We start from the raw sequence: 23001 nt of genomic DNA, 5'->3' as shown, positions 1-23001 counted from the left end.
CACTATCTCCGCGCCATGACCGACGCTTTCGAGGATGAAGACGAAACCGGCGCCCGCAAGCGCGCGCTGTCCAACCGCCAGGTGCTGGGCTTCGTGGCCCGGTTCTGGAAGCGGCGGCCGGTGCTGTTCGGCTTCGGCGTCGGCCTGACCCTGGTGGCGATCGCCTTCGACCTGGCCTTGCCCTACGCCTCCGGCCACCTGGTCGACACGGTGACCAGCCGACCGCGCGGCGACCACGAGGCCTGGCGCGCCCTGGGCGCCTTCGTCGGCGTCTATCTGGCCTTCTCGGTGATCCGCAACATCGCCATGCGGTTCTGGATCCCGCTGGCCGCGCGCAACATGGAGGAGATGACCAACGAGGGCTTCGCCAAGGTGCAGGCCTTCTCGTCGGACTGGCATGCCGACAGCTTCGCTGGCGCCACGGTGCGCAAGCTGACCCGGGCTATGTGGGGCTATGACAGCGTCACCGACGCGGTGACCATCTGGCTGGGGCCGGGGATCATCGTGTTGATCGGCCTGTCGATCGCCATGCTGATCCGCCAGCCGCTGGCGGGCGTGGTCTCGCTAGTCGTCGTGGTCGCCTATCTGGCGGTGAACCTGCTGGTCACCGAGCGCTATGTGCGGCCCAGCAACCTGAAGTCCAACGCGCTGGACTCCAAGATTGGCGGGGCCCTGGCCGACGCCGTGACCTCGAACCCCACGGTCAAGAGCTTCGGCGCCGAGACCCGCGAGGCCGAGCGGCTGGCGGAGGTCACCGCCGCCTGGCGCGACGCGGTCATGGTCACCTGGCACCGCTTCACCGACGTCTGGCTGGGCCAGAACCTGCTGCTGGTGCTGCTGCAGGCGGGCCTGACCGGCTCGATGGTCTGGGCCTGGGCGCACGGCACGGCCACGCCCGGCGACGTCGCCTTCGCCATCACCGCCTTCATGCTGATGAGCGGCTACCTGCGGAACCTCGGCGAGAACATCCGCATGCTGCAGAAGGGCATCGACGACACCGAGGACGTCGCCGCCTGGACGCGCCTGCAGCCGCAGATCGCCGACGCGCCCGGCGCGCCGGACTTTCAGCCGGGCGCGGGCGGCATCGAGTTCAAGAACGTGACCTTCCGCTACAAGGCGGCGGGCGCGCCGCTGTACGACCACTTCTCGCTGAAGATCGCGCCCGGCGAGCGGGTGGCGTTGGTCGGGCCGACGGGCTCGGGCAAGTCGACCTTCGTCAAGCTGGTCCAGCGCCTGCATGACCTGCAGGACGGGGCGGTGGTGATCGACGGTCAGGACGTGTCGAAGGTGACCCAGGCGTCCTTGCGCCGCGCCATCGCGGTGGTGCCGCAGGATCCGGCCCTGTTCCACCGCTCGCTCTACGAGAACATCGCCTACGGCAAGCCCGGCGCGACCCGCGAGGAGGTCGAGGCGGCGGCGAAGAAGGCCCGCGCCCACGACTTCATCCTGCGCCTGCCCAAGGGCTACGACACCCTGGTGGGCGAGCGGGGCGTCAAGCTGTCGGGCGGCGAGCGGCAGCGGGTGGCCATCGCCCGCGCCTTCCTGACCGACGCGCCGATCCTTGTCCTGGACGAGGCGACCTCGTCGCTGGACGTCGAGACCGAAGGCCAGGTCCAGGCCGCCGCCGACGCGCTGATGGAGGGCCGGACCACGATCGTCATCGCCCACCGCCTGTCGACCGTGCGCGGCGCCGACAGGATCCTGGTCTTCCAGGGCGGCCGCGTCGTCGAGGAAGGCCGCCACGCCGAGCTGGCGGCGGGGGGCGGGGTCTATGCCCGGCTGAACGCGATCAGCGCGGGGGTGGTTTAGCGGATGTCCTCGTTGATGATGCCGGTCTTGTACCAGGCGGGACCGATCGGGATCCCGCCCTTACAGCCGTCGCCGGTCGGGACCATCGTCATTCGCTGATCACCGACGAGGATGTCGCGACGGGGCGTCGGGTCAGCCATCCGCGCGGAGCCCGCCTTCAGGGCGGCGTCGATGTTCGCGTCCGCACAGATCCCGCTGGCGATGGCGACGCGTTGCCAGCCGCGATCGGTGGACTTGAAGACGTCGAAGGTCGAGCCGCTGGCCAACAGCACCTCGTCGGTTCCGTCGCTATCGACGTCGATGACGAGGGCCGAGCAGCGCATGCCGGCGAAGATGCAGACCGAGTCCGAGCCTCTGTCGCTCCAATCCTGATCGCGGAAGCTGGCGGGTAGGGCCTTGCCGGCCGGGTAGACGGCCATGGCGGTGAAGTCTGGGCCGCGCTTGGCGGCGGCGAAAGTCCGCTCCTTGGCGGCGCTAGTCTCGCGCGCTCGCTTGGCGATCTCGGGGACACGGCTGGCTTTCAGCCGCTCGAGCGCGTCGCGCCCGTACCGACCGCTGTCGAAGCGCAGAAACTGGAAGTCGAACTTCTCCGCCGCGACCTTGCCACGCTCCAGTCGCTTCACCTGGCTGGCCACCGACAGCCGCGCCGGGTCGGCGATCGGGGTGAACAGGGCGATCAGCAGCAGCACGCTGACGGCGGCCATGATCAGGTTGGTCGGCTCCAGTGTTTTCATCCATGGGCCGGGCTTCAGGGCGGCGACCGCGTAGCCGATGGTGAAGCCGATCGCGACCACCAGATAAGCGCCGGCGAACACCCGGTCGGGCGTCAGGCCATATTGGTGCACCCGAAGCCACAGGGCGTAGGCGGCCAGGATCACGATCGGGATCAGCAGCAGCCCCGCGATCCGCGCCGCCCAGCGTGGGATCGTCGAGGGCGGTTCGACCCCGTCCTGATAGGCGGCGTTGACCAGGATGATCAGGGCGGCGGCGGCGGCCAGCAGCAGGGCGGTGGCGGCCTTGGTGCCCCACAGCGGCGCCAGGCCCGTGAAGGGCAGGGTGGCCAGGAAGCCGGCGGCGATCACCACCATCAGCGGCGACAGCCAGGCCAGCAGGGTCAGGCCGACCGTGCGCACCCCGCGCACCAGGCCGGCGCGAGCCTCGGTCAATTGCACGGCCATGTGGACGGCGGCGGCGAACATCAGGCCGGTGGCCGGGAAGGCGAAGGCGGTCTCGCCGATCAGCTTCTGGATCGCCTCGACGCCGATCAGCTTGAACAGCGCCCCGGCCAGGAACAGCAGCAGCCAGAAGGCGCCGGTGAAGGCCAGCGACAGGAAGAGGCGGATCAGGTTGGTGAAGGCCAGGTCGAAATAGTCCGCATAGGGCGCGACGGGCTTGCGGACGGCGTCGGCCGGCTGGACCAGGTGATGGGCGATGAACAGCAGGGCGGCCGCGGCGATGAAGATCGGAGGCGACAGCGGGCCGGCCCCCAGGCGCTCGGGCTCGGCCCCGGTCCAGGCGGCGTGGACGGCCAGGATCGCGGTCAGGGCGGCCGCGACGGCGGTCCAGGCGATCAGCGCCGCGCGCCGCATGGCCGAGAGCGCGGCCAGTGGGATCAGCGGGACCATCAGGGCGCAGACCAGCAGCGGCGCATAGAGCATCGGTACGGTCGCCGGCCAGGCCTTGGACTCGTCGGCCTTCTGCAGCAGGAACAGCGCGATGCCCTGGGCCAGGCCGATGGCCAGGCGGATCGCGGCCGCCTTGCGCACCGTCGAGATGTCGGTCGAGCTCATCCGGCGTTTCCCCTCATTGCGGACACAGCATCACGCCCGCGCGCGGTTGTGAAGCTTTCCCGCTTGGCTTAGCAATTTCACCCTCTTTGGAGGGGTGAGTATGAAACAGTATTTCCGGGCCAGCGTTGCGGCCCTCCTCGTCGTCGCGGCGATCGGCGGCGCGCCCACGGCGTTCGCGCAGGAAAAGGGCGGCGACAAGCCCGCCGCCGAGGCCAAGTCCGACCTGCCGGCGTTCCCGGCCGACAAGTCCGTCAAGCAGACGGCGACGATCGGCGGCAAGGTCGTCTCCTACACCGCGACGGTCGGCGTGCTGCCGGTGCGGGACGAGAAGGGCAAGAAGGTCGCCGAGGTGGTCTACACCTCGTACATCGTCGACGGCCCGCGCGATCCCAACCGCCCCATCACGGTCGCCTTCAACGGCGGCCCCGGCGCGGCCTCGGTCTATCTGAATTTCGCCCTGGGCCCCAAGCGCGTTCAGTTCGGCGCCGAGGGCGACAGTCCCTCGTCGTTCAGCAAGCTGGAGGACAACCCCGCCAGCTGGCTGGACTTCACCGACCTCGTCTTCATCGACCCGGTCGGCACCGGCTTCTCGCGCTCGCTGGTCGGCGAGGACGAGACCAAGAAGCGCTTCTATGGCGTGAAGCAGGACATCGACTACCTGTCGCGCATCGTCTTCGACTACCTGGTCAAGACCGAGCGCCTGGCCTCGCCCAAATACCTGGTCGGCGAAAGCTACGGCGGCTTCCGCGGTCCGCGCCTGGCCTATGAGCTGCAGACGGATCTGGGCGTCGCCGTGAAGGGTGTCGTGCTGGTCTCGCCGCTGCTGTCCAGCGCCGGCCGCGCCAGCCAGGAAGTCTCGCCCCTGCCGGCCATGTGGACCCTGCCGTCCATCGCCGCCGCCAAGCTGGAGCGCGACGGCAAGCTGACGCCCGAGACCATCAAGGCCGTCGAGGACTACACGCGCGGCGAATACATGGTCGACCTGATGAAGGGCTCGGACCCCGCCGCGCTCGACCGCCTGACGACCAAGGTCTCGGCCATGACCGGCCTGAATCCCACCTATGTCCGTCGCGCCGGCGGCCGCCTGGAGACCCAGTCGTTCCTGCGCGAGGTGTTCCGTGACAAGGGGCGCCTGGGCAGCCGCTACGACAGCAACGTCACCTCGCTGGATCCCTTCCCCAATGCCCCGGAGCAGGAGGTCAACGACCCGATCCTCGATGCGATCATCGCGCCGACGACCAGCGCCATCGTCGACTTCACCACCCGCATCGTCGGCTGGAAGCCGGAGGCGCGTTACGAGGCCCTGTCGGGCAACGTCAACCGCCTGTGGGATCGCGGTCGCGGCACCGACACCGAGTCGGTCTCCGATCTGCGCAAGGTCGTCTCGGTCGACCCGAAGCTGAAGGTGCTGATCGTCCACGGCTACAATGACCTGTCGTGCCCGTTCTTCGCCTCGCGCCTGATCGTCGACGCCATTCCGGCCACGGCCAACGGCCGCGTGACCCTGTCCAACTATCCGGGCGGGCACATGTTCTACAGCCGCCCCGACAGCGGCGCGGCGTTCCGCCGGGACGTCATGGCGCTGTACGCCGGGAAATAGCGATAGCGATGTCGGCGGGGGGCCGTCCCGGACGTTCTTGGGTTCAAACGCCTGGATTCAAGCGACCGAGGATCACCCGATGATGAAGCCCCCCGCCGCGTCCATCGACGACTATCTGTCCAAGCTGCCGGTCGAGCAGCGGACAGCCCTGGAGACCCTGCGCGGCCAGATCCGCGCGGTGGTCCCGCAGGCGCAGGAGACGATCAGCTATGGCCTGCCCACCTTCAAGCTGAACGGCAACCTCGTGCATTTCGGCGCGGCCGCCAAGCATTGCGCCTTCTATCCAGGCGGGGTGGTCAGCCAGTTCGCCGACCGCCTGGCCGGCTTCGAGACCGCCAAGGGCACGATCCGCTTCCAGCCGGACGCGCCGCTGCCGCCGGACCTGATCCACGACATCGTCGCCTTCCGCGTCGTCCAGAACCTGGAGATCGCCGCCGAGCGCGCGAATCGTCGGAAGCGCTAGCGGCGGGCCTCGCCGACGCCGAACTCGGCATAGGTCAGCACCCCGTTCGCGCGCAGGCCAATCAGCTCCAGGCGCGGGCCTTCGCCATGCAGGCCGGGCGTCGTCGAGATCGCCGTGGCGGGGAAGTTCAGCAGGTAGTTCCCGGAGGTCCGGCCTTCGGTCACGGTCAGCCAGGCGGTCTGGCTGGCGTGATCGGGCGTGACGCGAAACGTCGTCGCGAAATATTTCAGGCTCGACCGAGGCGCGTGGGGCGCCGCCTCGGTCGCCACCTTGAACTGTCCGGCGGACTCGACGCCGCGGCCACCCCAATGCGTTCTGAAGGTCAGGCGATGGCCGCAGGTCGTCAGCGCCTCGCCCATGGGGCCGTTCAGGCGATCCACCTGACCCAGGCCCTGGGCAGGAACTTCGAAGCCGCCCGAGGCCCCGATGGCGCGGCCCGGCGCCGAGGTCTCGGACTGGATCACCGCGAGGAAGGGCGTGGTCGTCGCCTCGGCCAGCTGCCGTTGCAGCTCCGGGGCGGGCCGGCAGGCCTCGGCGAAGGCGGGCGAGGCCACGAGGGCCAGAACCAGCGCCGCCAGGCCTACTCGCCTCATCGCGCCAGCCGCCCATCCTTCAGCGCGGTCGGCTCGAACGAGAAGATCACGCTGGGATCCGGCTTGGCCACGCCCTTGGCCAGTTTCTTGTCGCCGGCCGCGTGCAGCAGCCAGCGGATGACGTTGAGCCGGGCTTCCTTCTTGTGGTCGGCGCGCACGCAGATCCACGGCGCGACATCGCTGTGGGTGCGCATGAACATCTCGTCGCGGGCCTTGGTGTAGTCGTCCCACTTTTCCTCGGCGATCTTGTCCAGGTCGCTGGTCTTGAAGGCTTTCAGCGGGTCCTCGCGGCGCGCCTTCAGGCGCTTGGCCTGTTCGTCGCGGCCGATGTCGAGCCAGAACTTGACGTAGCGTAGGCCGTTCTCGACCAGCATCCGCTCGAAGGCCGGCACGTCGCGCAGGAACTGCTCCTGCTGCTCGGGCGTGGAGAAGTCCATCACCCGCTCGACCCCGGCCCGGTTGTACCAGGAGCGGTTGAAGATCACCACTTCGCCACAGGCCGGCAGGTAGTCGACATAGCGTTGGAAATACCACTCGCTGCGCTCGCGGTCGGTCGGCTTGGGCAGGGCCGCGATCGTGGTGTCGCGCTTGGACAGGTGCTCGGTGATCCGCGCGATGGTGCCGTCCTTGCCGGCGGCGTCGCGGCCCTCGAAGACGGCCAGGATCTTCCAGCCATCCTTGATGGCCTTCTTCTGCATGGCGATCAGGGCCAGCTGCAGCTGGGCGAGTTCGTTCTCGTAGTCGTCGTGCTTGCTCATGCGCGGAGCCTACCCCCGGAAAGAGGAGTTGCGCTAGAAGAGCCGCATGATCCGTCTTTTCGTTCCCAACGATCTCTCCGCCGGGGCCGGCGTCGTCCCCACCGTCGACCAGTCGCGCTATCTGACATCGGTGATGCGCCTGGGTGTCGGGGCGGAGGTCCTGCTGTTCAACGGCCGCGACGGCGAGTGGCGCGCGAGCATCATCGAGTCGACCAAGCGCGGCTGCCTGCTGAAGGCCGAGGAACAGGCCCGGCCGATGGAGATCGGGCCTGACCTCGACCTGATCATCGCCATGGTCAAGCGCGGCCGGGTCGAGACCATCGTCGAGAAGGCGGCCGAGCTGGGCGCGCGCCGTGTGCGGCTGACCATCACCCGACGGACGAACGTCGACTTCGTCAAGCTGGCGCGCCTGGACGCCATCGCCATGGAGGCCGCCGAGCAGACCGGCCGCCTGGACGTGCCCGAGGTCGCCGACCCGGAGAAACTGGACAAGATCCTCGACGACTGGGATCCGGCCCGGCGGCTGGTGTTCTGCGACGAGGGCGGCGATGCGAAACCGGCGATCGAAGCGCTGGCGGGAACGGGCGCGCCGGCCGCCGTCCTGATCGGTCCGGAAGGCGGGTTCGCGCCGGAGGAACGCGAGCGGCTGCGGGGGCTTTCCTTCGTCACGCCGGTGTCGCTTGGCCCTCGCATCCTGCGGGCCGACACCGCCGCGATCTCGGCCATGACCTTGTGGCAGGCGGCCGCGGGGGATTGGCGGTAAAAATATATGCTCAAGGTCGCCCCTTGAGGTTCGCAAAGAAAACGCCCAACTGGGCGAGACTGAAGTTCGCCGTCGGCGGAGAGAATGGGCCCTCTCCTCCCGCAGCATCGCACCCTGGGGAGGGACGGCTTGCATGGCCGACACCGCTAACGTCCAAGAGCGTCAACTGACGCTCGCCGATCTGACCGAATATTTCGCCGCGGGCAGCAAGCCCAAGGAGGCTTTCCGCGTGGGGGCCGAGCACGAGAAGTTCGGCTTCTATCTGGGATCGCACGCGCCGGTTCCATACGAGGGCGACAAGGGGATTCACGCCCTGCTGACCGGCCTGCGGCGTTTCGGCTGGACCCCGGTCATGGAGGGCGAGGTCGTCATCGGCCTCGAGCGCAATGGGGCCAATGTCAGCCTGGAGCCGGGCGGCCAGTTCGAGCTCAGCGGCGCGCCCCTGGCGACCATGCACGATATCTGCGACGAGACCGGCCAGCACCTGGACGAGGTCAAGACCGTCGCCGACGAGCTGGGCCTGGGCTTCGTGGGCGTGGGCTTCTCGCCGCTGTGGACGCGCGAGCAGGTGCCGGTCATGCCCAAGGGCCGGTACGTGATCATGCGAAACTACATGCCCAAGGTCGGCAATCTGGGCCTCGACATGATGCTGCGCACCTGCACGGTGCAGGCCAATCTCGACTTTTCCAGCGAAGCCGACATGGTCGCCAAGTTCCGCATGAGCCTGGCCCTGCAGCCGATCGCCACGGCGCTGTTCGCCAATTCTCCGTTCACGGAAGGCAAGCCGAACGGCTTCCTTTCCGCGCGGGCGAATGTCTGGACCGACACCGATCCTAACCGCACGGGGCTCTTGGATTTCGTGTTCGAGGACGGCTTCGATTTCGAGCGCTACGCCCGCTATGCGCTGGACGTGCCGATGTACTTCGTCAAGCGCGGCGACAAGTATATCGACGTGGCCGGACGATCCTTCCGCGACTTCATCGAGGGCAAGCTGCCCGAGCTGCCGGGCGAGATCGCCACGATCAAGGACTTCGCCGACCACACGACGACCGCCTTCCCGGAAGTGCGCCTGAAGACCTATCTGGAGATGCGCGGCGCCGACGCCGGCCCGTGGAGCCGTCTGTGCGCCCTGCCCGCCCTCTGGACCGGCGTGTTCTATGACGATGCGGCCCTGGCCGCCGCCTGGGACCTTTGCAAGGACTGGACGCTGGAGGACCGCGAGGGCCTGCGCCGCGATGTGCCGAAGCTGGGCCTGAAGGCGACCGTCGCCGGCCGCACGGCCCAGGACGTCGCCAAGGACTTCGTGGCCATCGCCAAGTCGGGCCTGAAGAACCGCGCCCACCTGAACGGCGGCTTCCTGGACGAGACCATCTATCTGGGCGAGCTGGAACAGATCGCCGACAGCGGCGTCACCCCGGCCGAAAGGCTGCTGTCGCTCTACAACGGCGCTTGGCGGGGCGACATCAGCCGGGTGTTCACGGACTGCGCGTACTGAGATCGAGGTGGAGCGTGGCGTGAAATCTCGTTATGCATCTTAACTACATAACGAGGGTTTCGAATGCTTCGCTTGCTGCTCGGCGCCGTTGCGCTCACTGTCTTCGCGACGCCTGTGCTGGCCCAGAACCTGGCCCTGGTCGGGCCCGACGGCCAGGCCGTGACCCTGACCGCCGCCGAATTGGCCGCCCTGCCGCGCCAGACCATCGCCTTCGCGGGTCACGGCGAAAGCCATGTCTATGAGGGGCCGCTGCTGATCGATGTGCTGGCCAAGGCCGGCGCGCCGACGGGCAAGGCGCTGCGCGGGCCCGAGATGGCCGATGTCGTGCTGGTCGAGGCGAACGACGGCTACGCGGTGGCGCTGGGCCTGGCCGAGGCGGATCCGGGGACGCGCGCGAACCGCATCATCCTGGCCGACCGCGCCGACGGCGCGCCGCTGGCGGCCAAGGACGGCCCCTTCAAACTCGTCGTGGAGGGCGACCTGCGTCCGGCCCGTTCAGCGCGGATGGTCGCCAGGATCACGGTCATGCGCCTAGGCGGCGCGGCCGCCGCCAGCCACACGCACTGACCCGGCGCTCTAGAAGATCGCGCGGACTCCGGCGATGATCGCCACCCACAGGCCGATGGCGGCCGCGAGCGTGAAGAGCCGACCCCAGGCGAGGCGGCGAACGGGATTGGTCGCGTGAACAGCCCGATCATATGAGACGTAGGCCATGGTTTCCTCCGCGCCCCTCTGACGGGAGCTGAACCGCATGGTCACGCTCCCAAGGGTTAAGGCCGGTTTAAGCCGGGCGTCACGCTACGGGGCGCCGACGCCCTTGTAGGGTTGGTCGATGTCGCGCTTGCCCTGTTCGGGATCGGGCATGTCGACGTTCGGCGGCCAGTGCTCGGCCTGGCTGCGGCCCGAACCGCTATCGGTGTGGCGGATCGCGTCGTCGACATCGACCGCTTCGGTCCGGGCGGCCGTAAGCTCGCCCAGCTGGAACTCGACGTGCTCGGGATAGAAGGCCACGCGATTGGCGATCTGGCTGACCGCCGCGAACGGAGCCTCGTAGGACCAGACGGCGTTCTCGATGACCTTGGCGTCGCGATAGATGGTGAAGTAGTTGGCGTCGCCCTTGTAGGGGCAGTGGGTCACCTTGTCGGTCCTTCGCAGGAACAGCATCTGCACGTCCTCGCGCGCGAAGTAATAGACCGGCGGATAGTTGGCTTCCTTCAGGACCAGGACGTCGTCGCTGTCGGCGATCTCATGGCCTTCGAACAGGACGCGCACGGTCGTCGGGGCGCGCTCGATGGTGATGGGGTGGCTTTCGTCGGGGATCTTCATGGCGGGCTCCCGTCGTGGCAAAGGGTTCGCCTAGCCAAACGCGCGGGGCGACCGCCAGGCTCCCAAGCGAACATGGGTCCGTTTACGTCAGCGGCAAGCCGTTGCTTGTGAAACCGCCAGCGGCGTGATCTTCTCCCTGCCAAATTGGGGTCGATGGGGATGATTTGACCGGAGCGCGTCGGGGGAAAGTGTATACGGTTTCGCCCGCCGGACGCGCTACAAACCTCGCAACGGCGGCCTTCCGCTCGCGGAAGGCCGTTGGGGGTCAGGTCCCGTCTCTCGTCATGTTTCAAGGCTAGCGTATGAATATCGTTATCGCCGCGGGGATCCTGGTCACGCTCGTGACCGGCATTCCCGTCTTGGTCCAGCTGCTGCGCGGCCACCCGCGCGGCCTGATCATCTGCTTCCTGGCCGAGATGTGGGAGCGCTTCTCCTACTACGGCATGCGCGCCATCCTGATCTTCTATCTGACTCAGCATTTCCTGTTCGCCCCGAAGGTCGCGTCCGGCCACTATGGCTCCTACACCGCGCTGGTCTATCTGCTGCCGCTGATTGGCGGCTTCCTGGCCGACAAGTGGCTGGGCACGCGCAAGGCGGTCGCGTTCGGCGCGATCCTGCTGGTCGCGGGCCACTTGGCCATGGCGATCGAGGGCAAGCCCGCCGTGCAGACCCTGACCTATCAGGGCGCGACCTACGAATTCCAGGCCGAGGGCCGGGGACAGGACCGCGTGGCCAAGCTGGTGATCGCGGGCAAGCCCTATGACGTGGCCGCCACCAAGGCCGGCGACTTCGAGATCAAGGATCTGCCGGCCGGCGCGCCGCTGCCCGCCGTCCTCCCGAAGGCCGACTACAAGCTGGACGTGACGGGGCGCGATCCGCTGTACCTGAACATCTTCTGGTTCTCGCTGTCGCTGATCATCCTGGGCGTCGGCTTCCTGAAGCCCAACATCTCGACCATCGTCGGCCAGCTGTACCCGCAAGGCGATCCGCGCCGCGATCCGGGTTTCACCCTCTACTACTACGGCATCAACCTTGGCTCGTTCTGGGCCTCGATCCTCTGCGGCCTGCTGGGCGTGAACGTCGGCTGGTGGGCGGGCTTCGGCCTGGCCGGCGTCGGCATGCTGGCCGGCTTCGTGGTCTTCGTGCTGGGCAAGCCCTGGCTGGAAGGCAAGGCCGAGCCGCCCCAGCCCAAGGTCCTGAAGGAAAAGGTCCTGGGTCCCATCAACCGCGAGCTGGCCATCTACGCCGTCTCCCTGCTGGGCCTGATCGGGATCTTCTTCCTCGTGCAGTTCAACGCCGTGGTCGGCGTCGCCCTGAACATCGGCATCCTGGCCTCGCTGGGCTACATCGGCTGGTTCATGTTCCGCAAATGCGGCAAGGAAGAGCGCGAGCGCCTGGCCTTGGCGGTGTTCCTGATCTTCGGCGCGGTGGTGTTCTGGACGCTGTTCGAGCAGGCCGGCTCGTCGCTGAGCCTGTTCGCCGCGACCAACGTCCAGCTGGATCTCGTCCGCGAACCCGTCCGGCTGTTCGACGGCGCGGTGGTCCTGGCCACGCCCGAGCAACTGGCCAAGGCCGGCATCGACGCGGCCTCGACCTTCTGGGTCAACACCAGCTTCAACGCCCCGCAGACCCAGGCCCTGAACGCCGGCTGGATCCTGATCTTCGCGCCCGTTCTGGCCGCGCTCTGGACCTTCCTGGGCGCGCGCGGCAAGGATCCCAATCCGGTCGTCAAGTTTGGCCTGGCCCTGATCCAGGTCGGCGCCGGCTTCCTGCTGCTGCAGTGGGGCTCCACCTTCGCCGACGGCGCCTTCAAGCTGCCGCTGATCTTCCTGGCGCTGATGTACATGCTGCACACCACCGGCGAGCTGTGCATGTCGCCGGTCGGCCTGTCGCAGATGACCAAGCTGTCGCCCGCCTCGGTGGTGTCGTTCATGATGGCGGTCTGGTTCATGGCCGTGGCCATCGCCCAGTGGGTCGGCGGCAAGATCGCCGGCCTGGCGGCCACCGAGACGGTCGGCGGCCAGGTGCTGGACCCCGGCGCGGCGCTCGCCGCCTCGCTGAAGGTGTTCAACGTCATCGGCCTGGTGTCGGTGGTGATCGGGATCGGCTTCCTGCTGCTCTCGCCGGTCCTCAAGAAGTGGTCACACGGCGCCGACGACACCACCGGCCCGACGGTCGCCGACGCCTCGGGGGCCTAGACTGAATAAGGAACGAAGGGCCCCAGCATGGACTGGGGCCCTTCTCACGAGGCGCGGAGGGGTTGCGCCTCGACCCCAGGTGGGACCGTCCTTCGCGGTGGCTCAAACCACGAAGTCCGTTTCCGCTCCTACCCGAAGCTCTGTGGTAAAACCTGGCGCCACGGTGGCGCTCGCCGCGCCGCGAGGGAAGTTACAAGCCCGACAGGTGGATTAAACCTTTGCAAGGTTGCGCGGGCCGACGTTGGCCCATAGGTCCGTGGCCCGACGGAGGGCCCCGATGACCGACCTTGTTAAGCCGCTGACGACCGACGACCTGACCGGTCCGGACGGCGAAGCCCTGCTGGCGCTGAACAACGACCACGCCGTCGAGCTGTCCTGGCTGGAGCCCGAGCGGCTGGCGCATCTGGTCGCCGAGGCGTTCGTGGCGCGCCGGGTGGGTGTGGCCGACGCGCTGCTGCTGACCTTCGACCAGGCCGCCGACTACGACAGCGTCAACTATCTGTGGTTCCGCGCGCGCTATCCGGCCTTCGTCTATGTCGACCGGGTGGTGGTGGCCGACACCGCGCGCGGACACGGCCTGGCGCGCGCGCTCTATGACGACCTGTTCGCCGCGGCCAGGGCGGCGGGGCACGAGCGGATCGTCTGCGAGGTCAATTCCGATCCGCCGAATCCGGCTTCGGACAAGTTCCACGCCGCGTTGGGGTTCGTGACCGTGGGGACGGCGGAAATCCACGGTGGGACGAAGACGGTGACCTATCTGGAGCGCACCCTTTAATCCGATCTTCCCGGCGAAAGCCGGGACCCAGATCGTAAGGCTGTGAGGCGCATGCAGAAGCGCCCGCGATCCTCTCCGGAACACGGGCGCTCTTGCATCTGGGCCCCGGCTTTCGCCGGGAAATCGGAGTTTGGGTTAAACCGCCGTCCCGCCCACCGTCAGCCCCGTGATCTTCAGGCTCGGCTGGCCCACGCCCACGGGCACGCCCTGGCCGGACTTGCCGCACACGCCGATGCCGGGGTCGAAGTCGAAGTCGTTGCCGATCATCGTCACGCGGGTCAGGGCCGACGGACCGTCGCCGATCAGGGTCGCGCCCTTGACCGGGGCGGTGATCTTGCCGTCCTCGACCAGATAGGCCTCGGTGCACTGGAAGACGAACTTGCCATTGGTGATGTCGACCTGGCCGCCGCCGAAATTGGCGCAGTAGAGGCCGCGCTTCAGCGAGGCGATCATCTCCTGGGGATCGTCCTTGCCGGCCAGCATGCCGGTGTTGGTCATGCGCGGCAAAGGCATGTGGGCGTAGGACTGGCGGCGGCCGTTGCCGGTGGCCTTCATGCCCATCAGGCGCGCGCTCATCCGGTCGTGCATGTAGCCGACGAGGACGCCATCCTCGATGAGGATCGTGCGCTCGGTGGGCGTGCCTTCGTCGTCGATGGTCAGCGAGCCGCGGCGGCCGGGCAGCGAGCCGTCGTCGAACACCGTGACGCCCTTGGCGGCCACGCGCTCGCCGATGCGGCCCGAGAAGGCGCTGATGCCCTTGCGGTTGAAGTCGCCTTCCAGGCCGTGGCCGACGGCCTCGTGCAGCAGCACGCCGTTCCAGCCCGGGCCGAGCACCACGTCCATCTCGCCGGCCGGGCAGGCGACGGCGTCCAGATTGACCAGCGCCATGCGCAGGGCCTCGTCGACCTGGTCCCGCCACTTGTCGGGCGAGATCCAGGCGGCGAAGCCGGCGCGGCCGCCGGCGCCGGACGAGCCGCTCTCGCGCTTGCCGTCCTTCTCGACCGTGACCTGGACATTGACCCGCACCAGGGGGCGTACGTCGCGGAGCAGCTTGCCGTCGGCGCGCAGGATCTCGACCACCCGGCGCTCGCCGGCCAGCGAGGCCATCACCTGCACGACGCGCGGGTCGCGGGCGCGGGCGAAGGCGTCGATCTCCTGGAGCAGGCTGACCTTGTCTGAGAAATCGGGGGCGCTGACGGGGTCGTCCTCGCCGTACAGGCGCTCGTTGGTCGAGCGTGGACCCTCGGCGCTGACGCCACTGTAGCCACGCTTGGCCAGGCTGGCCGAATCGGCGGCGCGGCGAATGGCGGCTTCGGAGATTTCGGCGGCATGGGCGTAGCCCGCCGTCTCGCCGGCCACGACGCGCAGGCCGAAGCCTTCGCCGCTGTCATAGGAGGCGCTCTTCAGGCGTCCGTCGTCGAAGACGAAGGCTTCGCTCTCGGAGCGTTCGAGAAACAGTTCGCCATCGTCGGCGCCGGCGAGGGCTTCGCCGAGAATCGACTGGGCGCGGTCGCGATCGACGCCAGCGGCGTCCAGAAGGGAAGGGGCGGCCAAGGAAGAGGCGGAGAGCGGAGCGTTCATGGCCCTACAGGTAGGACTTCCGAGCGGGTCCGTCACCCCGCCCCCTTCGTCACACCAGCTTCCGATCTTCCCGGCGAGAGCCGGGATCCGGGTCTTGTGGCTGCGAGGCGCATGCAAAAAACGCCCACGATCCTGTCCGGAACGCGGGCGCTCTTGCATCTGGGCCCCGGCCTTCGCCGGGGAGATCGGATATCTCGAAGATCAGTATTCGCGGCGGATCTCGCCCGAACCGCTGATCTCGCTGGTCACCGTCTTGGGTTCGGTGCGCAGCTCGACGTCGCCGCTGCCGGAGATGTCGATCTTGGCCTTGTTGGTGGCGAACAGGGCGCCGCCGCCGCTGCCGGAGACGTCGAACACCGCGTCCTTGGCCTTCAGGTCGGTCAGGTTGACGTAGCCCGAGCCCGAATTGTCGACCGCGATGGTCTCGACCCGACCAGCGGCCTCGACGTCGCCGCTGCCGCTGACCGACACGGCCAAGGCCGGGTGGTCGTACTTGCGGACCTCCAGGTCGCCCGAACCGCGGACGTCGAACTTGGTGACGTCCGGGGCGATGACCGTGATCCTCACCCGATCGGAGTCGCTTTCGACATGCACGCCGAACGCGTTGATCGTGATGCTGTCATGGTCGACGCCGTCGTTGTCGCCCAGGGTGATGCGGCCGCCTTCGACGCGCAGGCGGTCGATATAGCTCCTGGGGCCCGAGGCGACGATCTTGGCCTCGGCGCCCTGGACGAAGACCACGTCGACCGGCAGGTCGATGATCAACTCGTCCTTGCCCGTCCAGGCGAAGGTGCGGTCGACGCTGGGCTCGGCGTGCCGGCCCTGGACGAAGTGCCGTCCAGTGCGGACCACCTTGCCGTTCTCGCGGATGACGATGGTCTCGTCATGCTCCAGCGGCAGGGTCCAGCCGTTCTTGAGAATGTCGGGGCCGGCGAGAGCCGCCACCCCGGCGAAGCAGCCGACGGCGAGCACGAAGCTGGCCCCGGCGACGATGAGCGTATTGCGGATCAACATTGTCCCCTCCTAATGCCGCTCAGGCTTGGTCCATGGCCGGCTTCAGCAGCCGGAAGTGAAGGCGGGCGTACCAGACGACCGCGTTGAAGACCCCGACGGTGGCCAGCGTCAGCAGGGCGCCGAGGCAGGTGGCCACGCCCATCATGCCCAGCCCCGCCAGGAAGGCGGTGAGCGGGCCCCCGGGCGGCCCGGTGAGCGGGCCGGCGGCGAAGACGAAGCCGCCCGCGATGAAGATGGTCACGACCGCGACCAGCATCCCGAACAGGACGCCCAGCACGCCCATCAGCAGGGGCAGCAGGAACATTACGTCCAGGGCCCCCAGGCCTAGCAGGGCCAGGACGGCGGCCATGGCGTTGGAGGGGTTCTTCTTCTCCTCCCACTGCTTGAGACCGTTCTCGGCGCGCAGTTCGCGGGCCAGGCGGTCGGGATCGCCGAGGGCCGCCGCCGTCTCGGCCTCGCTGCGACCGGCGGCTTGCGCGTCGGCGAAGTGCGCCTCGTGATCGGCGACGATGTCGGCGATGGTGGTCACCGGCAGGCCGGCGAGACCCCGTCGCAGACGGGTGATGAACTCGGCGCGGTTCATGCGGCGGCTCCCACGATGTCGTTGACCGCTCGCGAGAACGCCGACCATTCGGCCCTCTGCTGCTCCAGGCTCTGACGCCCGGTGGTGGTCAAGCGGTAGTATTTGCGCGGCGGACCACTCTGGCTTTCCACCAGATAGGTCTCGACCAGGCCATCCGACTGCATGCGGCGCATCAGCGGATAGATCGTCCCTTCCCCCATATCGATGTCCCTCGTCAGCCTGCTGGCGATCTCGTAGGCGTAGCTGTCGGCGTGCGAGAGCAGGGCCAGCACGCACAGCGCCAGCACGCCTTTCTTCAGTTGGATTTCAATCGTTTCCGGCACGGCGTCCTTGCCTCCGTTGATGCTCTCTTCTACCGCCAGGTACTGAGTGGTGCAAGGTACCTACTCATGAACGATACGTAATGATGCGGACGGAGGTTTTTGGGCTTGATGAGAATGGTTCTTGACTGGAGCGGCCCCAGGCCGGGATTACGGGCAATCCCATGCCGCGCGCGTGGTCTCTGGCGCTTGGCAACCGCTAGGGATGCGCGTATGCAGCCTCCGGACCGATCCTCGGGGCGGGCTGACGTCGACGCGCGATTCTACGAGCGCGAAGTCGATTGTGGAGCGCTCCGGGATTGTAATATGCAAGTCGGCGCGGCGCGGCCTTGATCGGGCTCAAAAACCGCCGCTGAAACGGGCCGTGAGGGATATGAAGGCGCAATTTTCGGGGATTCGGCGGATCATGACGGGCGCGTCCGCCCTCGCCGCCGCAATGGTGTTTTCTGGGATGCTCGCGGGGAACGCCCTCGCCGAGGATCTGCTGGGCCAGCCGACGCCGGGGGCCATTGACCTTCAGCCGGCCGCCTCGGTCCTGAAGCACGACGCTATCCGCTTCCACAACCTGGTGCTGATGCCGATCATCACGGCCATCACCCTGCTGGTTCTGGGCCTGCTGATCTGGATCATCGTTCGCTACAATAAGAAGGCGAACCCGGTTCCGGCGAAGTTCAGCCACAACACCACGATCGAGATCATCTGGACGGTGTTCCCCGTCCTGATCCTGATGGTCATCGCCATCTTCTCGTTCCGCCTGCTGTTCGCCTACAACGACATGCCCAAGCCCTACATGACCGTGAAGGCCACGGGCTATCAGTGGTACTGGGGCTATGAGTACCCGGACCAGAAGATCAGCGAGATCGTGTCGCTGCCGCTGACCAAGGAACAGGCCGACGCCAAGAAGGTCCCGTACCTGCTGGCCGCCGACAAGGCGATGGTGGTTCCCGTCAATCAGGTCGTCCGCGTCCAGGTCACCGGCGCCGACGTGATCCACGCCTTCGCCCTGCCGGCCTTCGGCCTGAAGATCGACGCCATCCCGGGCCGCCTGAACGAAACCTGGTTCAAGGCCGAGAAGACCGGCGTCTACTACGGCCAGTGCTCGGAACTCTGCGGCGTCGACCACTCGAACATGCCCATCGAGATCCGCGTGGTCTCGCAAGGCGAGTTCGACGCCTGGGTCAAGGAGAAGGTCGCTCCGCCGGCTCCGGCCGTCGCGCCGGCCGACGCCGCCGTGACCCCCGCTTCGGCTCCCGCCCCCGCTTCCGCTCCGGCCGCGGCTCCCGCCGCGCCGGCGGCCTAAGATACGATCGTAGGATAGAAGTCCGATGGCTCACGCCGCAGACACTCACGACGCGCACGGCGGTCATGACGACGCCGACCACAAGCCGCCCTTCATCGCCCGCTGGTTCTTTTCGACGAACCACAAGGACATCGGCACCCTGTACATCCTGTTCGCCATCATGGCGGGCATCGTCGGCGGGGCCCTGTCGGGCCTGATCCGCTGGGAGCTGATGGAGCCGGGCATCCAGGTGTTCTCGGACACCGGCATGCTGGCGCAGATGGGCATCTTCAAGGGCAAGCACGGCTACAACGCCGTGGTCACCGCCCACGCCCTGATCATGATCTTCTTCATGGTCATGCCCGCCATGATCGGCGGCTTCGGCAACTGGTTCGTCCCGATCATGATCGGCGCGCCGGACATGGCCTTCCCGCGGATGAACAACATCTCGTTCTGGCTGCTGGTCGCCGCCTGGGTCCTGCTGGTCACCTCGATGTTCGTCGACGGCGGTCCGGGCCACGGCTTCGGCGGCGGCTGGACGATCTATCCGCCGCTCTCGACCATCGGTCACAAGGGTCCGGCCATGGACCTGGCGATCCTGTCGCTCCACCTGGCCGGCGCTTCGTCGATCCTGGGCGCGATCAACTTCATCACCACGATCTTCAACATGCGCGCGCCGGGCATGACCCTGCACCGCATGCCGCTGTTCGCCTGGTCGGTGCTGATCACCGCCTTCCTGCTGCTGCTGTCGCTGCCCGTCCTGGCCGGCGCCATCACCATGCTGCTGACCGACCGTAACTTCGGCACCCACTTCTTCGACCCGGCCGCCGGCGGCGACCCCGTCATGTTCCAGCACCTGTTCTGGTTCTTCGGTCACCCGGAAGTGTACATCCTGATCCTGCCCGGGTTCGGCATCATCAGCCACATCGTCTCGACCTTCTCCAAGAAGCCGGTCTTCGGCTACCTGGCGATGGCCTACGCCATGGTCGCCATCGGCTTCGTCGGCTTCGTCGTGTGGGCGCACCACATGTACACGGTCGGCATGAGCATCAACCTGCGCGCCTATTTCGTGGCCGCCACGATGATCATCGCCGTCCCGACGGGCGTGAAGATCTTCAGCTGGATCGCCACGATGTGGGGCGGCTCGCTGGACTTCAAGACGCCCATGCTGTGGGCGATGGGCTTCATCTTCCTGTTCACCGTCGGCGGCGTGACCGGCGTGGTCCTGTCGAACGCCGGCATCGACTACAGCCTGCACGACACCTACTACGTGGTCGCCCACTTCCACTACGTGCTGTCTCTGGGCGCCGTCTTCGCCATCTTCGCGGGCTTCTACTACTGGTTCGAGAAGATGTGGGGCGTGAAGTACAACGAGTTCCTCGGCTGCGCCCACTTCTGGGTGATGTTCGTCGGCGTGAACCTGATCTTCTTCCCGCAGCACTTCCTCGGCCTGCAAGGCATGCCGCGTCGCTACGTCGACTATCCGGATGCCTTCACGAAGTGGAACTACGTCTCGACGGTTGGTTACATGATCACCGTCGTCGCCGTCGGCATCTTCATGATCATGCTGCTGGAAGCCGCGATCCGTCGCCGCCCGGCGGAAGCCAACCCGTGGGGTGAAGGCGCCACGACGCTGGAATGGACCCTGTCCTCGCCGCCGCCGTTCCACCAGTTCAGCGAACCGCCGGTGATCAAGGAAGACGGCCACCACTAAGGCCGGCTTCCGGGTTTGACCTGAAGCAAAAAGGGGCGCGGTCAGGATCCTTAAGGGTCCGGGCCGCGCCCTTCGCCCATTCAAGACCGATATGTTCACCCCGATGTCGAAGACCCTCGCCATGACCCCGGAGACCGTTCAGCCCGACACGTCGCAGCCAGACCTGTCTCAGGCCGCGCGTTGGCAGGACTACTTCCAGCTGATGAAGCCGCGCGTCATGTCGCTGGTGGTGTTCACGGGCCTGACGGGCCTGCTGGCCGCCCGCGCGCCGATCCATCCGGTCCTGGGCGCCATCGCGGTGCTGTGCATCGCCGTCGGGGCCGGCGCCTCTGGCGCGCTGAACATGTGGTACGACGCCGACATCGACCAGCAGATGCGCCGCACGCGCGGCCGTCCGGTCCCGGCCGGCAAGGTCAAGGGCGAGGAGGCCGCCTCGCTGGGCGTCGTGCTCTCGCTCCTGTCGGTGATGTTCCTGGGTTTCGCGATCAACTGGTTCGCGGCCGCCCTGCTGGCCTTCACCATCGTCTTCTACGCCGTCGTCTACACGATGTGGCTCAAGCGCTGGACGGCGCAGAACATCGTCATCGGCGGTCTGGCCGGCGCCCTGCCGCCCGCCATCGGCTGGGCCGCGGCCACGGGCTCGGCCCCGCTGAACGCCTGGCTGATGGTCGCCATCATCTTCTTCTGGACCCCGCCGCACTTCTGGGCGCTGTCGCTGTACGTCACCACGGACTACGCCAAGGCCGGGGTGCCGATGCTGCCGGTGGTCAAGGGCGCCAAGGAAACCCGCAAGCAGATCCTGATCTACAGCCTGATCCTGATCCCGATCTGCCTGGCGCCGGTGCTGACCGGCCTGGGCGGTCCGATCTACCTGGCCGTGGCCGGTCTGGGCGGCGCGGTGTTCCTGATCCTCGCCTGGCGCGTTTTCACCAGCAAGGCCGGCGACGCCGCCGACCCGCGCGTGACCGACCGCGCCCTCTACGAGGTCACCGAGGACGAGAAGGCCCCGAAGGGGGAGCAGGGCTCGAAAGCCGCCCGCAACCTGTTCGCCTTCTCGATCCTCTATCTTTTCGCGATGTTCGCCGCCCTGCTGGGCGAAGCCGTGTCGGGCGTGCGCGCCCTGGAGCTGCTCAAGTGAATCAACCTCTAGACACTCAAGCCAACAGGGACGCCGCCAAGAAGGCGCGGGACGGGCGCAACATCGCGCTCGGCCTGGGCCTCGTGGCCTTCGTCATCATGGTGTTCGTTGTCACCCTCGTGAGGCTCGGCGCCAATGTCGCCCACCCGCACCCCTAAGAAACGCACCCCCAAGGCGGACCTGACCCCGCAAGAGCAGGCCGCGCGCCGCAACGGCAAGGTGGCGATGATCTGCGCCGCCGCCTTCTTCGGCATGGTCGGCGCGGCCTATGCGGCCGTCCCGCTTTACAAGCTGTTCTGCCAGGCGACCGGCTTCGACGGCACTGTCCGCAAGGCCGAGGCCAAGCCGGACAAGATCCTCGACCGCAAGGTCACCATCCGCTTCGACGCCAACATCCGCGAGCTGCCCTGGAAATTCCAGGCGCTGCAGTCCAGCCAGGACGTGCGCATCGGCGAGACGGGCCTGGCCTTCTTCAAGGTCACCAACCCCACCGACAAGCCGATGACCGGCCGGGCGCTCTACAATGTCGTGCCGGAATCGGCGGGGCCGTATTTCCAGAAGCTGGAGTGCTTCTGCTTCACCAGCCAGACGATCCAGCCCCACCAGACGGTGGAGTTCCCGGTCGTCTACTTCGTGGATCCGCAATACGTGAAGGATCCCGAGACCGTCGGAAAGAACGAGATCACGCTCAGCTACACGTTCTTCCCCGCCGTCGACGACGGCAAGAAGACCAAAGTTGCGGCGGCGGCGACGCCTCGCATCGTGGAACCCCTTGGCGGCGCACCGTCGAGAGGGCTATAGCGTTTCACAACGACCACGGCGCGGGGGACCAGCGACCGTGATCAGAGGGATATAAGGGTTAGCAGCAACATGGCCGGCGCCGTCAAACACGACTACCACATCCTTCCGCCCAGCCCGTGGCCCTTCGTGGGCTCGGCCGCAGCCACCGTCATGGCCATCGGCCTGATCGGCTGGATCAAGGGCGGCGTCCTCGGCATCGAGAAGGGCAACTGGGCCATCTTCGCCGCCGGCATCGCGGGCGTACTCTACACCATGTTCGGCTGGTGGTCGGACGTGGCCAAGGAAGCCAAGGCCGGCGATCACACCCCGGTCGTCTCGATCGGCCTGCGCTACGGCATGATCCTGTTCATCGCCTCGGAAGTGATGTTCTTCGTGGCGTGGTTCTGGATGTTCTTCGAGATGGCGCTGTTCCATCATCACCGCACCCTGTCGGCGATCGAGGAAGTTCGCACCGCCTGGGCCACTTGGCCGCCCGCCGGCGTCGAGACCGTCTCGCCCTGGCACCTGCCGCTGGTCAACACCCTGACCCTGCTGCTCTCGGGCACCACGGTCACCTGGGCGCACCACGCGCTGCAGGTCGGCGACCGCAAGGGCGCCAAGTGGGGCCTGATCCTGACCATCCTGCTGGGCGTGCTGTTCACGACCATCCAGATCTACGAGTACAGCCACATCAACCACGAGAACCTGTTCTACTCGGAAGCCGCCGCGAACTCGGGCCTCTATGGCTCGACCTTCTTCCTGGCCACCGGCTTCCACGGCTTCCACGTGTTCGTCGGCACCCTGTTCCTGATCGTCTGCCTGATCCGCCTGATGAACGGCGCCTTCACGCCCAAGCAGCACTTCGGCTTCGAAGCGGCGGCCTGGTACTGGCACTTCGTGGACGTGGTCTGGCTGTTCCTGTTCGCGTTCATCTACGTGATCTTCGGGGCCTCGCCCCACTAGAGCCCTCATTAGAGGGCTCTAGCCTCAAAGATTGAGCGCAGCGACGCGCTCGGGGGTCG

Annotated in this window: 23 protein-coding genes; 14 read left to right on the top strand and 9 right to left on the bottom strand. The window is 67.3% G+C overall.

The annotated features are described in order from the left end of the window. The first annotated feature begins 15 nt into the window (after positions 1 to 15). A complete protein-coding gene (locus tag AC1RJ9_RS13840) occupies positions 16 to 1809 on the top strand; it encodes an ABC transporter ATP-binding protein (protein WP_492837473.1) in 1794 nt (597 codons plus the stop codon). Here AC1RJ9_RS13840 and AC1RJ9_RS13835 read toward each other — a convergent pair. Then, complete coding sequence (locus AC1RJ9_RS13835; protein ID WP_492837472.1) at positions 1806 to 3599, bottom strand: DUF4153 domain-containing protein; 1794 nt, start codon at positions 3597 to 3599, stop codon at positions 1806 to 1808. The two genes, AC1RJ9_RS13840 and AC1RJ9_RS13835, sit on opposite strands and share 4 nt — an antisense overlap. A 100-nt stretch (positions 3600 to 3699) precedes the next feature. Between AC1RJ9_RS13835 and AC1RJ9_RS13830 the strand changes: the two genes are divergently transcribed. Further along, positions 3700 to 5199 (top strand): S10 family peptidase, encoded by a 1500-nt coding sequence (locus AC1RJ9_RS13830; RefSeq protein WP_492837471.1) that lies wholly within the window; start codon positions 3700 to 3702, stop codon positions 5197 to 5199. A 79-nt stretch (positions 5200 to 5278) separates the two neighbouring features. Continuing rightward, positions 5279 to 5662, top strand: a complete 384-nt coding sequence (locus AC1RJ9_RS13825; RefSeq protein ID WP_492837470.1) for an iron chaperone — start codon at positions 5279 to 5281, stop codon at positions 5660 to 5662. On the opposite strand, the gene AC1RJ9_RS13820 is transcribed toward AC1RJ9_RS13825, so the two are convergent. Beyond that, positions 5659 to 6255 carry a hypothetical protein gene (locus tag AC1RJ9_RS13820; RefSeq protein WP_492837469.1) on the bottom strand — a complete coding sequence of 199 codons (597 nt, stop codon included), beginning with the start codon at positions 6253 to 6255 and terminating at the stop codon, positions 5659 to 5661. The two genes, AC1RJ9_RS13825 and AC1RJ9_RS13820, sit on opposite strands and share 4 nt — an antisense overlap. Then, positions 6252 to 7013 carry a polyphosphate kinase 2 gene (ppk2, locus tag AC1RJ9_RS13815; RefSeq protein ID WP_492837467.1) on the bottom strand — a complete coding sequence of 254 codons (762 nt, stop codon included), beginning with the start codon at positions 7011 to 7013 and terminating at the stop codon, positions 6252 to 6254. The genes AC1RJ9_RS13820 and ppk2 overlap by 4 nt, the downstream gene beginning before the upstream one ends. Before the next feature lie 46 nt (positions 7014 to 7059). Between ppk2 and AC1RJ9_RS13810 the strand changes: the two genes are divergently transcribed. The 3 genes from AC1RJ9_RS13810 to AC1RJ9_RS13800 all read left to right on the top strand — a co-directional run bounded on the left by AC1RJ9_RS13810 (position 7060) and on the right by AC1RJ9_RS13800 (position 9838). After that, positions 7060 to 7776 (top strand): 16S rRNA (uracil(1498)-N(3))-methyltransferase, encoded by a 717-nt coding sequence (locus AC1RJ9_RS13810; RefSeq protein ID WP_492837466.1) that lies wholly within the window; start codon positions 7060 to 7062, stop codon positions 7774 to 7776. A 133-nt stretch (positions 7777 to 7909) separates the two neighbouring features. Beyond that, positions 7910 to 9271, top strand: a complete 1362-nt coding sequence (locus tag AC1RJ9_RS13805) for a glutamate--cysteine ligase (protein WP_492837465.1) — start codon at positions 7910 to 7912, stop codon at positions 9269 to 9271. Positions 9272 to 9334: 63 nt separating this feature from the next. Continuing rightward, positions 9335 to 9838: a molybdopterin-dependent oxidoreductase gene (locus AC1RJ9_RS13800; RefSeq protein WP_492837464.1), complete on the top strand. Its 504-nt coding sequence runs from the start codon at positions 9335 to 9337 to the stop codon at positions 9836 to 9838. A gap of 9 nt (positions 9839 to 9847) precedes the next feature. Here AC1RJ9_RS13800 and AC1RJ9_RS13795 read toward each other — a convergent pair whose 3' ends face one another. Continuing rightward, positions 9848 to 9985, bottom strand: coding sequence for a hypothetical protein (locus tag AC1RJ9_RS13795; protein WP_492837463.1), 138 nt, complete (start codon positions 9983 to 9985; stop codon positions 9848 to 9850). Positions 9986 to 10069: 84 nt separating this feature from the next. Beyond that, on the bottom strand, positions 10070 to 10597 hold the full coding sequence (locus AC1RJ9_RS13790; RefSeq protein WP_492837462.1) for a DUF427 domain-containing protein: 528 nt from the start codon (positions 10595 to 10597) through the stop codon (positions 10070 to 10072). Positions 10598 to 10899: 302 nt separating this feature from the next. On the opposite strand from AC1RJ9_RS13790, the gene AC1RJ9_RS13785 reads away from it, so the two are divergent. Continuing rightward, positions 10900 to 12795, top strand: coding sequence for a peptide MFS transporter (locus AC1RJ9_RS13785; protein ID WP_492837461.1), 1896 nt, complete (start codon positions 10900 to 10902; stop codon positions 12793 to 12795). A 277-nt stretch (positions 12796 to 13072) separates the two neighbouring features. Continuing rightward, positions 13073 to 13570, top strand: a complete 498-nt coding sequence (locus AC1RJ9_RS13780) for a GNAT family N-acetyltransferase (RefSeq protein WP_492837460.1) — start codon at positions 13073 to 13075, stop codon at positions 13568 to 13570. A gap of 135 nt (positions 13571 to 13705) precedes the next feature. On the opposite strand, the gene tldD is transcribed toward AC1RJ9_RS13780, so the two are convergent. From tldD to AC1RJ9_RS13760, 4 genes are all read right to left on the bottom strand, one after another. Then, entirely contained in the window at positions 13706 to 15151 is a 1446-nt protein-coding gene (gene tldD / locus AC1RJ9_RS13775) for a metalloprotease TldD (RefSeq protein ID WP_492837459.1), read from the bottom strand. A gap of 201 nt (positions 15152 to 15352) precedes the next feature. After that, on the bottom strand, positions 15353 to 16165 hold the full coding sequence (locus AC1RJ9_RS13770; RefSeq protein ID WP_492837458.1) for a GIN domain-containing protein: 813 nt from the start codon (positions 16163 to 16165) through the stop codon (positions 15353 to 15355). 19 nt (positions 16166 to 16184) lie between these two features. After that, on the bottom strand, positions 16185 to 16748 hold the full coding sequence (locus AC1RJ9_RS13765; RefSeq protein WP_492837457.1) for a DUF1700 domain-containing protein: 564 nt from the start codon (positions 16746 to 16748) through the stop codon (positions 16185 to 16187). Next, positions 16745 to 17071: a PadR family transcriptional regulator gene (locus AC1RJ9_RS13760; protein ID WP_492837456.1), complete on the bottom strand. Its 327-nt coding sequence runs from the start codon at positions 17069 to 17071 to the stop codon at positions 16745 to 16747. The genes AC1RJ9_RS13765 and AC1RJ9_RS13760 overlap by 4 nt, the downstream gene beginning before the upstream one ends. A 370-nt stretch (positions 17072 to 17441) precedes the next feature. Between AC1RJ9_RS13760 and coxB the strand changes: the two genes are divergently transcribed. The 6 genes from coxB to AC1RJ9_RS13730 all read left to right on the top strand — a co-directional run bounded on the left by coxB (position 17442) and on the right by AC1RJ9_RS13730 (position 22942). Continuing rightward, positions 17442 to 18368, top strand: a complete 927-nt coding sequence (coxB, locus tag AC1RJ9_RS13755; protein WP_492837455.1) for a cytochrome c oxidase subunit II — start codon at positions 17442 to 17444, stop codon at positions 18366 to 18368. Positions 18369 to 18393: 25 nt separating this feature from the next. Further along, positions 18394 to 20061 carry a cytochrome c oxidase subunit I gene (ctaD, locus tag AC1RJ9_RS13750; protein ID WP_125155030.1) on the top strand — a complete coding sequence of 556 codons (1668 nt, stop codon included), beginning with the start codon at positions 18394 to 18396 and terminating at the stop codon, positions 20059 to 20061. Between the two features lie 103 nt (positions 20062 to 20164). Next, on the top strand, positions 20165 to 21199 hold the full coding sequence (gene cyoE / locus AC1RJ9_RS13745) for a heme o synthase (RefSeq protein ID WP_492837580.1): 1035 nt from the start codon (positions 20165 to 20167) through the stop codon (positions 21197 to 21199). Further along, positions 21196 to 21357, top strand: a complete 162-nt coding sequence (locus tag AC1RJ9_RS13740; protein WP_099575476.1) for a cytochrome c oxidase system small membrane protein — start codon at positions 21196 to 21198, stop codon at positions 21355 to 21357. The genes cyoE and AC1RJ9_RS13740 overlap by 4 nt, the downstream gene beginning before the upstream one ends. Beyond that, entirely contained in the window at positions 21335 to 22000 is a 666-nt protein-coding gene (locus tag AC1RJ9_RS13735) for a cytochrome c oxidase assembly protein (RefSeq protein ID WP_492837454.1), read from the top strand. The genes AC1RJ9_RS13740 and AC1RJ9_RS13735 overlap by 23 nt, the downstream gene beginning before the upstream one ends. A gap of 69 nt (positions 22001 to 22069) precedes the next feature. Then, on the top strand, positions 22070 to 22942 hold the full coding sequence (locus AC1RJ9_RS13730; protein WP_492837453.1) for a cytochrome c oxidase subunit 3: 873 nt from the start codon (positions 22070 to 22072) through the stop codon (positions 22940 to 22942). The last annotated feature ends 59 nt before the right edge of the window (positions 22943 to 23001 follow it).

The organism is Caulobacter sp. GW822-FHT07D08 (assembly GCF_058798735.1).
This window is presented reverse-complemented; position numbering and strand designations above follow the sequence as displayed.

Excerpts from the sequence above, each read along its gene's own strand:
- coxB (WP_492837455.1), top strand. The coding sequence starts at position 17,442 with ATGAAGGCGCAATTTTCGGGGATTCGGCGGATCATGACGGGCGCGTCC.
- AC1RJ9_RS13735 (WP_492837454.1), top strand. The coding sequence starts at position 21,335 with ATGTCGCCCACCCGCACCCCTAAGAAACGCACCCCCAAGGCGGACCTG.
- AC1RJ9_RS13820 (WP_492837469.1), bottom strand. The coding sequence starts at position 6,255 with ATGAGGCGAGTAGGCCTGGCGGCGCTGGTTCTGGCCCTCGTGGCCTCG.
- cyoE (WP_492837580.1), top strand. The coding sequence starts at position 20,165 with ATGTCGAAGACCCTCGCCATGACCCCGGAGACCGTTCAGCCCGACACG.
- AC1RJ9_RS13790 (WP_492837462.1), bottom strand. The coding sequence starts at position 10,597 with ATGAAGATCCCCGACGAAAGCCACCCCATCACCATCGAGCGCGCCCCG.
- AC1RJ9_RS13785 (WP_492837461.1), top strand. The coding sequence starts at position 10,900 with ATGAATATCGTTATCGCCGCGGGGATCCTGGTCACGCTCGTGACCGGC.
- AC1RJ9_RS13780 (WP_492837460.1), top strand. The coding sequence starts at position 13,073 with ATGACCGACCTTGTTAAGCCGCTGACGACCGACGACCTGACCGGTCCG.
- tldD (WP_492837459.1), bottom strand. The coding sequence starts at position 15,151 with ATGAACGCTCCGCTCTCCGCCTCTTCCTTGGCCGCCCCTTCCCTTCTG.
- AC1RJ9_RS13730 (WP_492837453.1), top strand. The coding sequence starts at position 22,070 with ATGGCCGGCGCCGTCAAACACGACTACCACATCCTTCCGCCCAGCCCG.
- ctaD (WP_125155030.1), top strand. The coding sequence starts at position 18,394 with ATGGCTCACGCCGCAGACACTCACGACGCGCACGGCGGTCATGACGAC.
- ppk2 (WP_492837467.1), bottom strand. The coding sequence starts at position 7,013 with ATGAGCAAGCACGACGACTACGAGAACGAACTCGCCCAGCTGCAGCTG.
- AC1RJ9_RS13765 (WP_492837457.1), bottom strand. The coding sequence starts at position 16,748 with ATGAACCGCGCCGAGTTCATCACCCGTCTGCGACGGGGTCTCGCCGGC.
- AC1RJ9_RS13825 (WP_492837470.1), top strand. The coding sequence starts at position 5,279 with ATGATGAAGCCCCCCGCCGCGTCCATCGACGACTATCTGTCCAAGCTG.
- AC1RJ9_RS13840 (WP_492837473.1), top strand. The coding sequence starts at position 16 with ATGACCGACGCTTTCGAGGATGAAGACGAAACCGGCGCCCGCAAGCGC.
- AC1RJ9_RS13810 (WP_492837466.1), top strand. The coding sequence starts at position 7,060 with ATGATCCGTCTTTTCGTTCCCAACGATCTCTCCGCCGGGGCCGGCGTC.
- AC1RJ9_RS13835 (WP_492837472.1), bottom strand. The coding sequence starts at position 3,599 with ATGAGCTCGACCGACATCTCGACGGTGCGCAAGGCGGCCGCGATCCGC.
- AC1RJ9_RS13800 (WP_492837464.1), top strand. The coding sequence starts at position 9,335 with ATGCTTCGCTTGCTGCTCGGCGCCGTTGCGCTCACTGTCTTCGCGACG.
- AC1RJ9_RS13830 (WP_492837471.1), top strand. The coding sequence starts at position 3,700 with ATGAAACAGTATTTCCGGGCCAGCGTTGCGGCCCTCCTCGTCGTCGCG.
- AC1RJ9_RS13770 (WP_492837458.1), bottom strand. The coding sequence starts at position 16,165 with ATGTTGATCCGCAATACGCTCATCGTCGCCGGGGCCAGCTTCGTGCTC.
- AC1RJ9_RS13805 (WP_492837465.1), top strand. The coding sequence starts at position 7,910 with ATGGCCGACACCGCTAACGTCCAAGAGCGTCAACTGACGCTCGCCGAT.
- AC1RJ9_RS13795 (WP_492837463.1), bottom strand. The coding sequence starts at position 9,985 with ATGGCCTACGTCTCATATGATCGGGCTGTTCACGCGACCAATCCCGTT.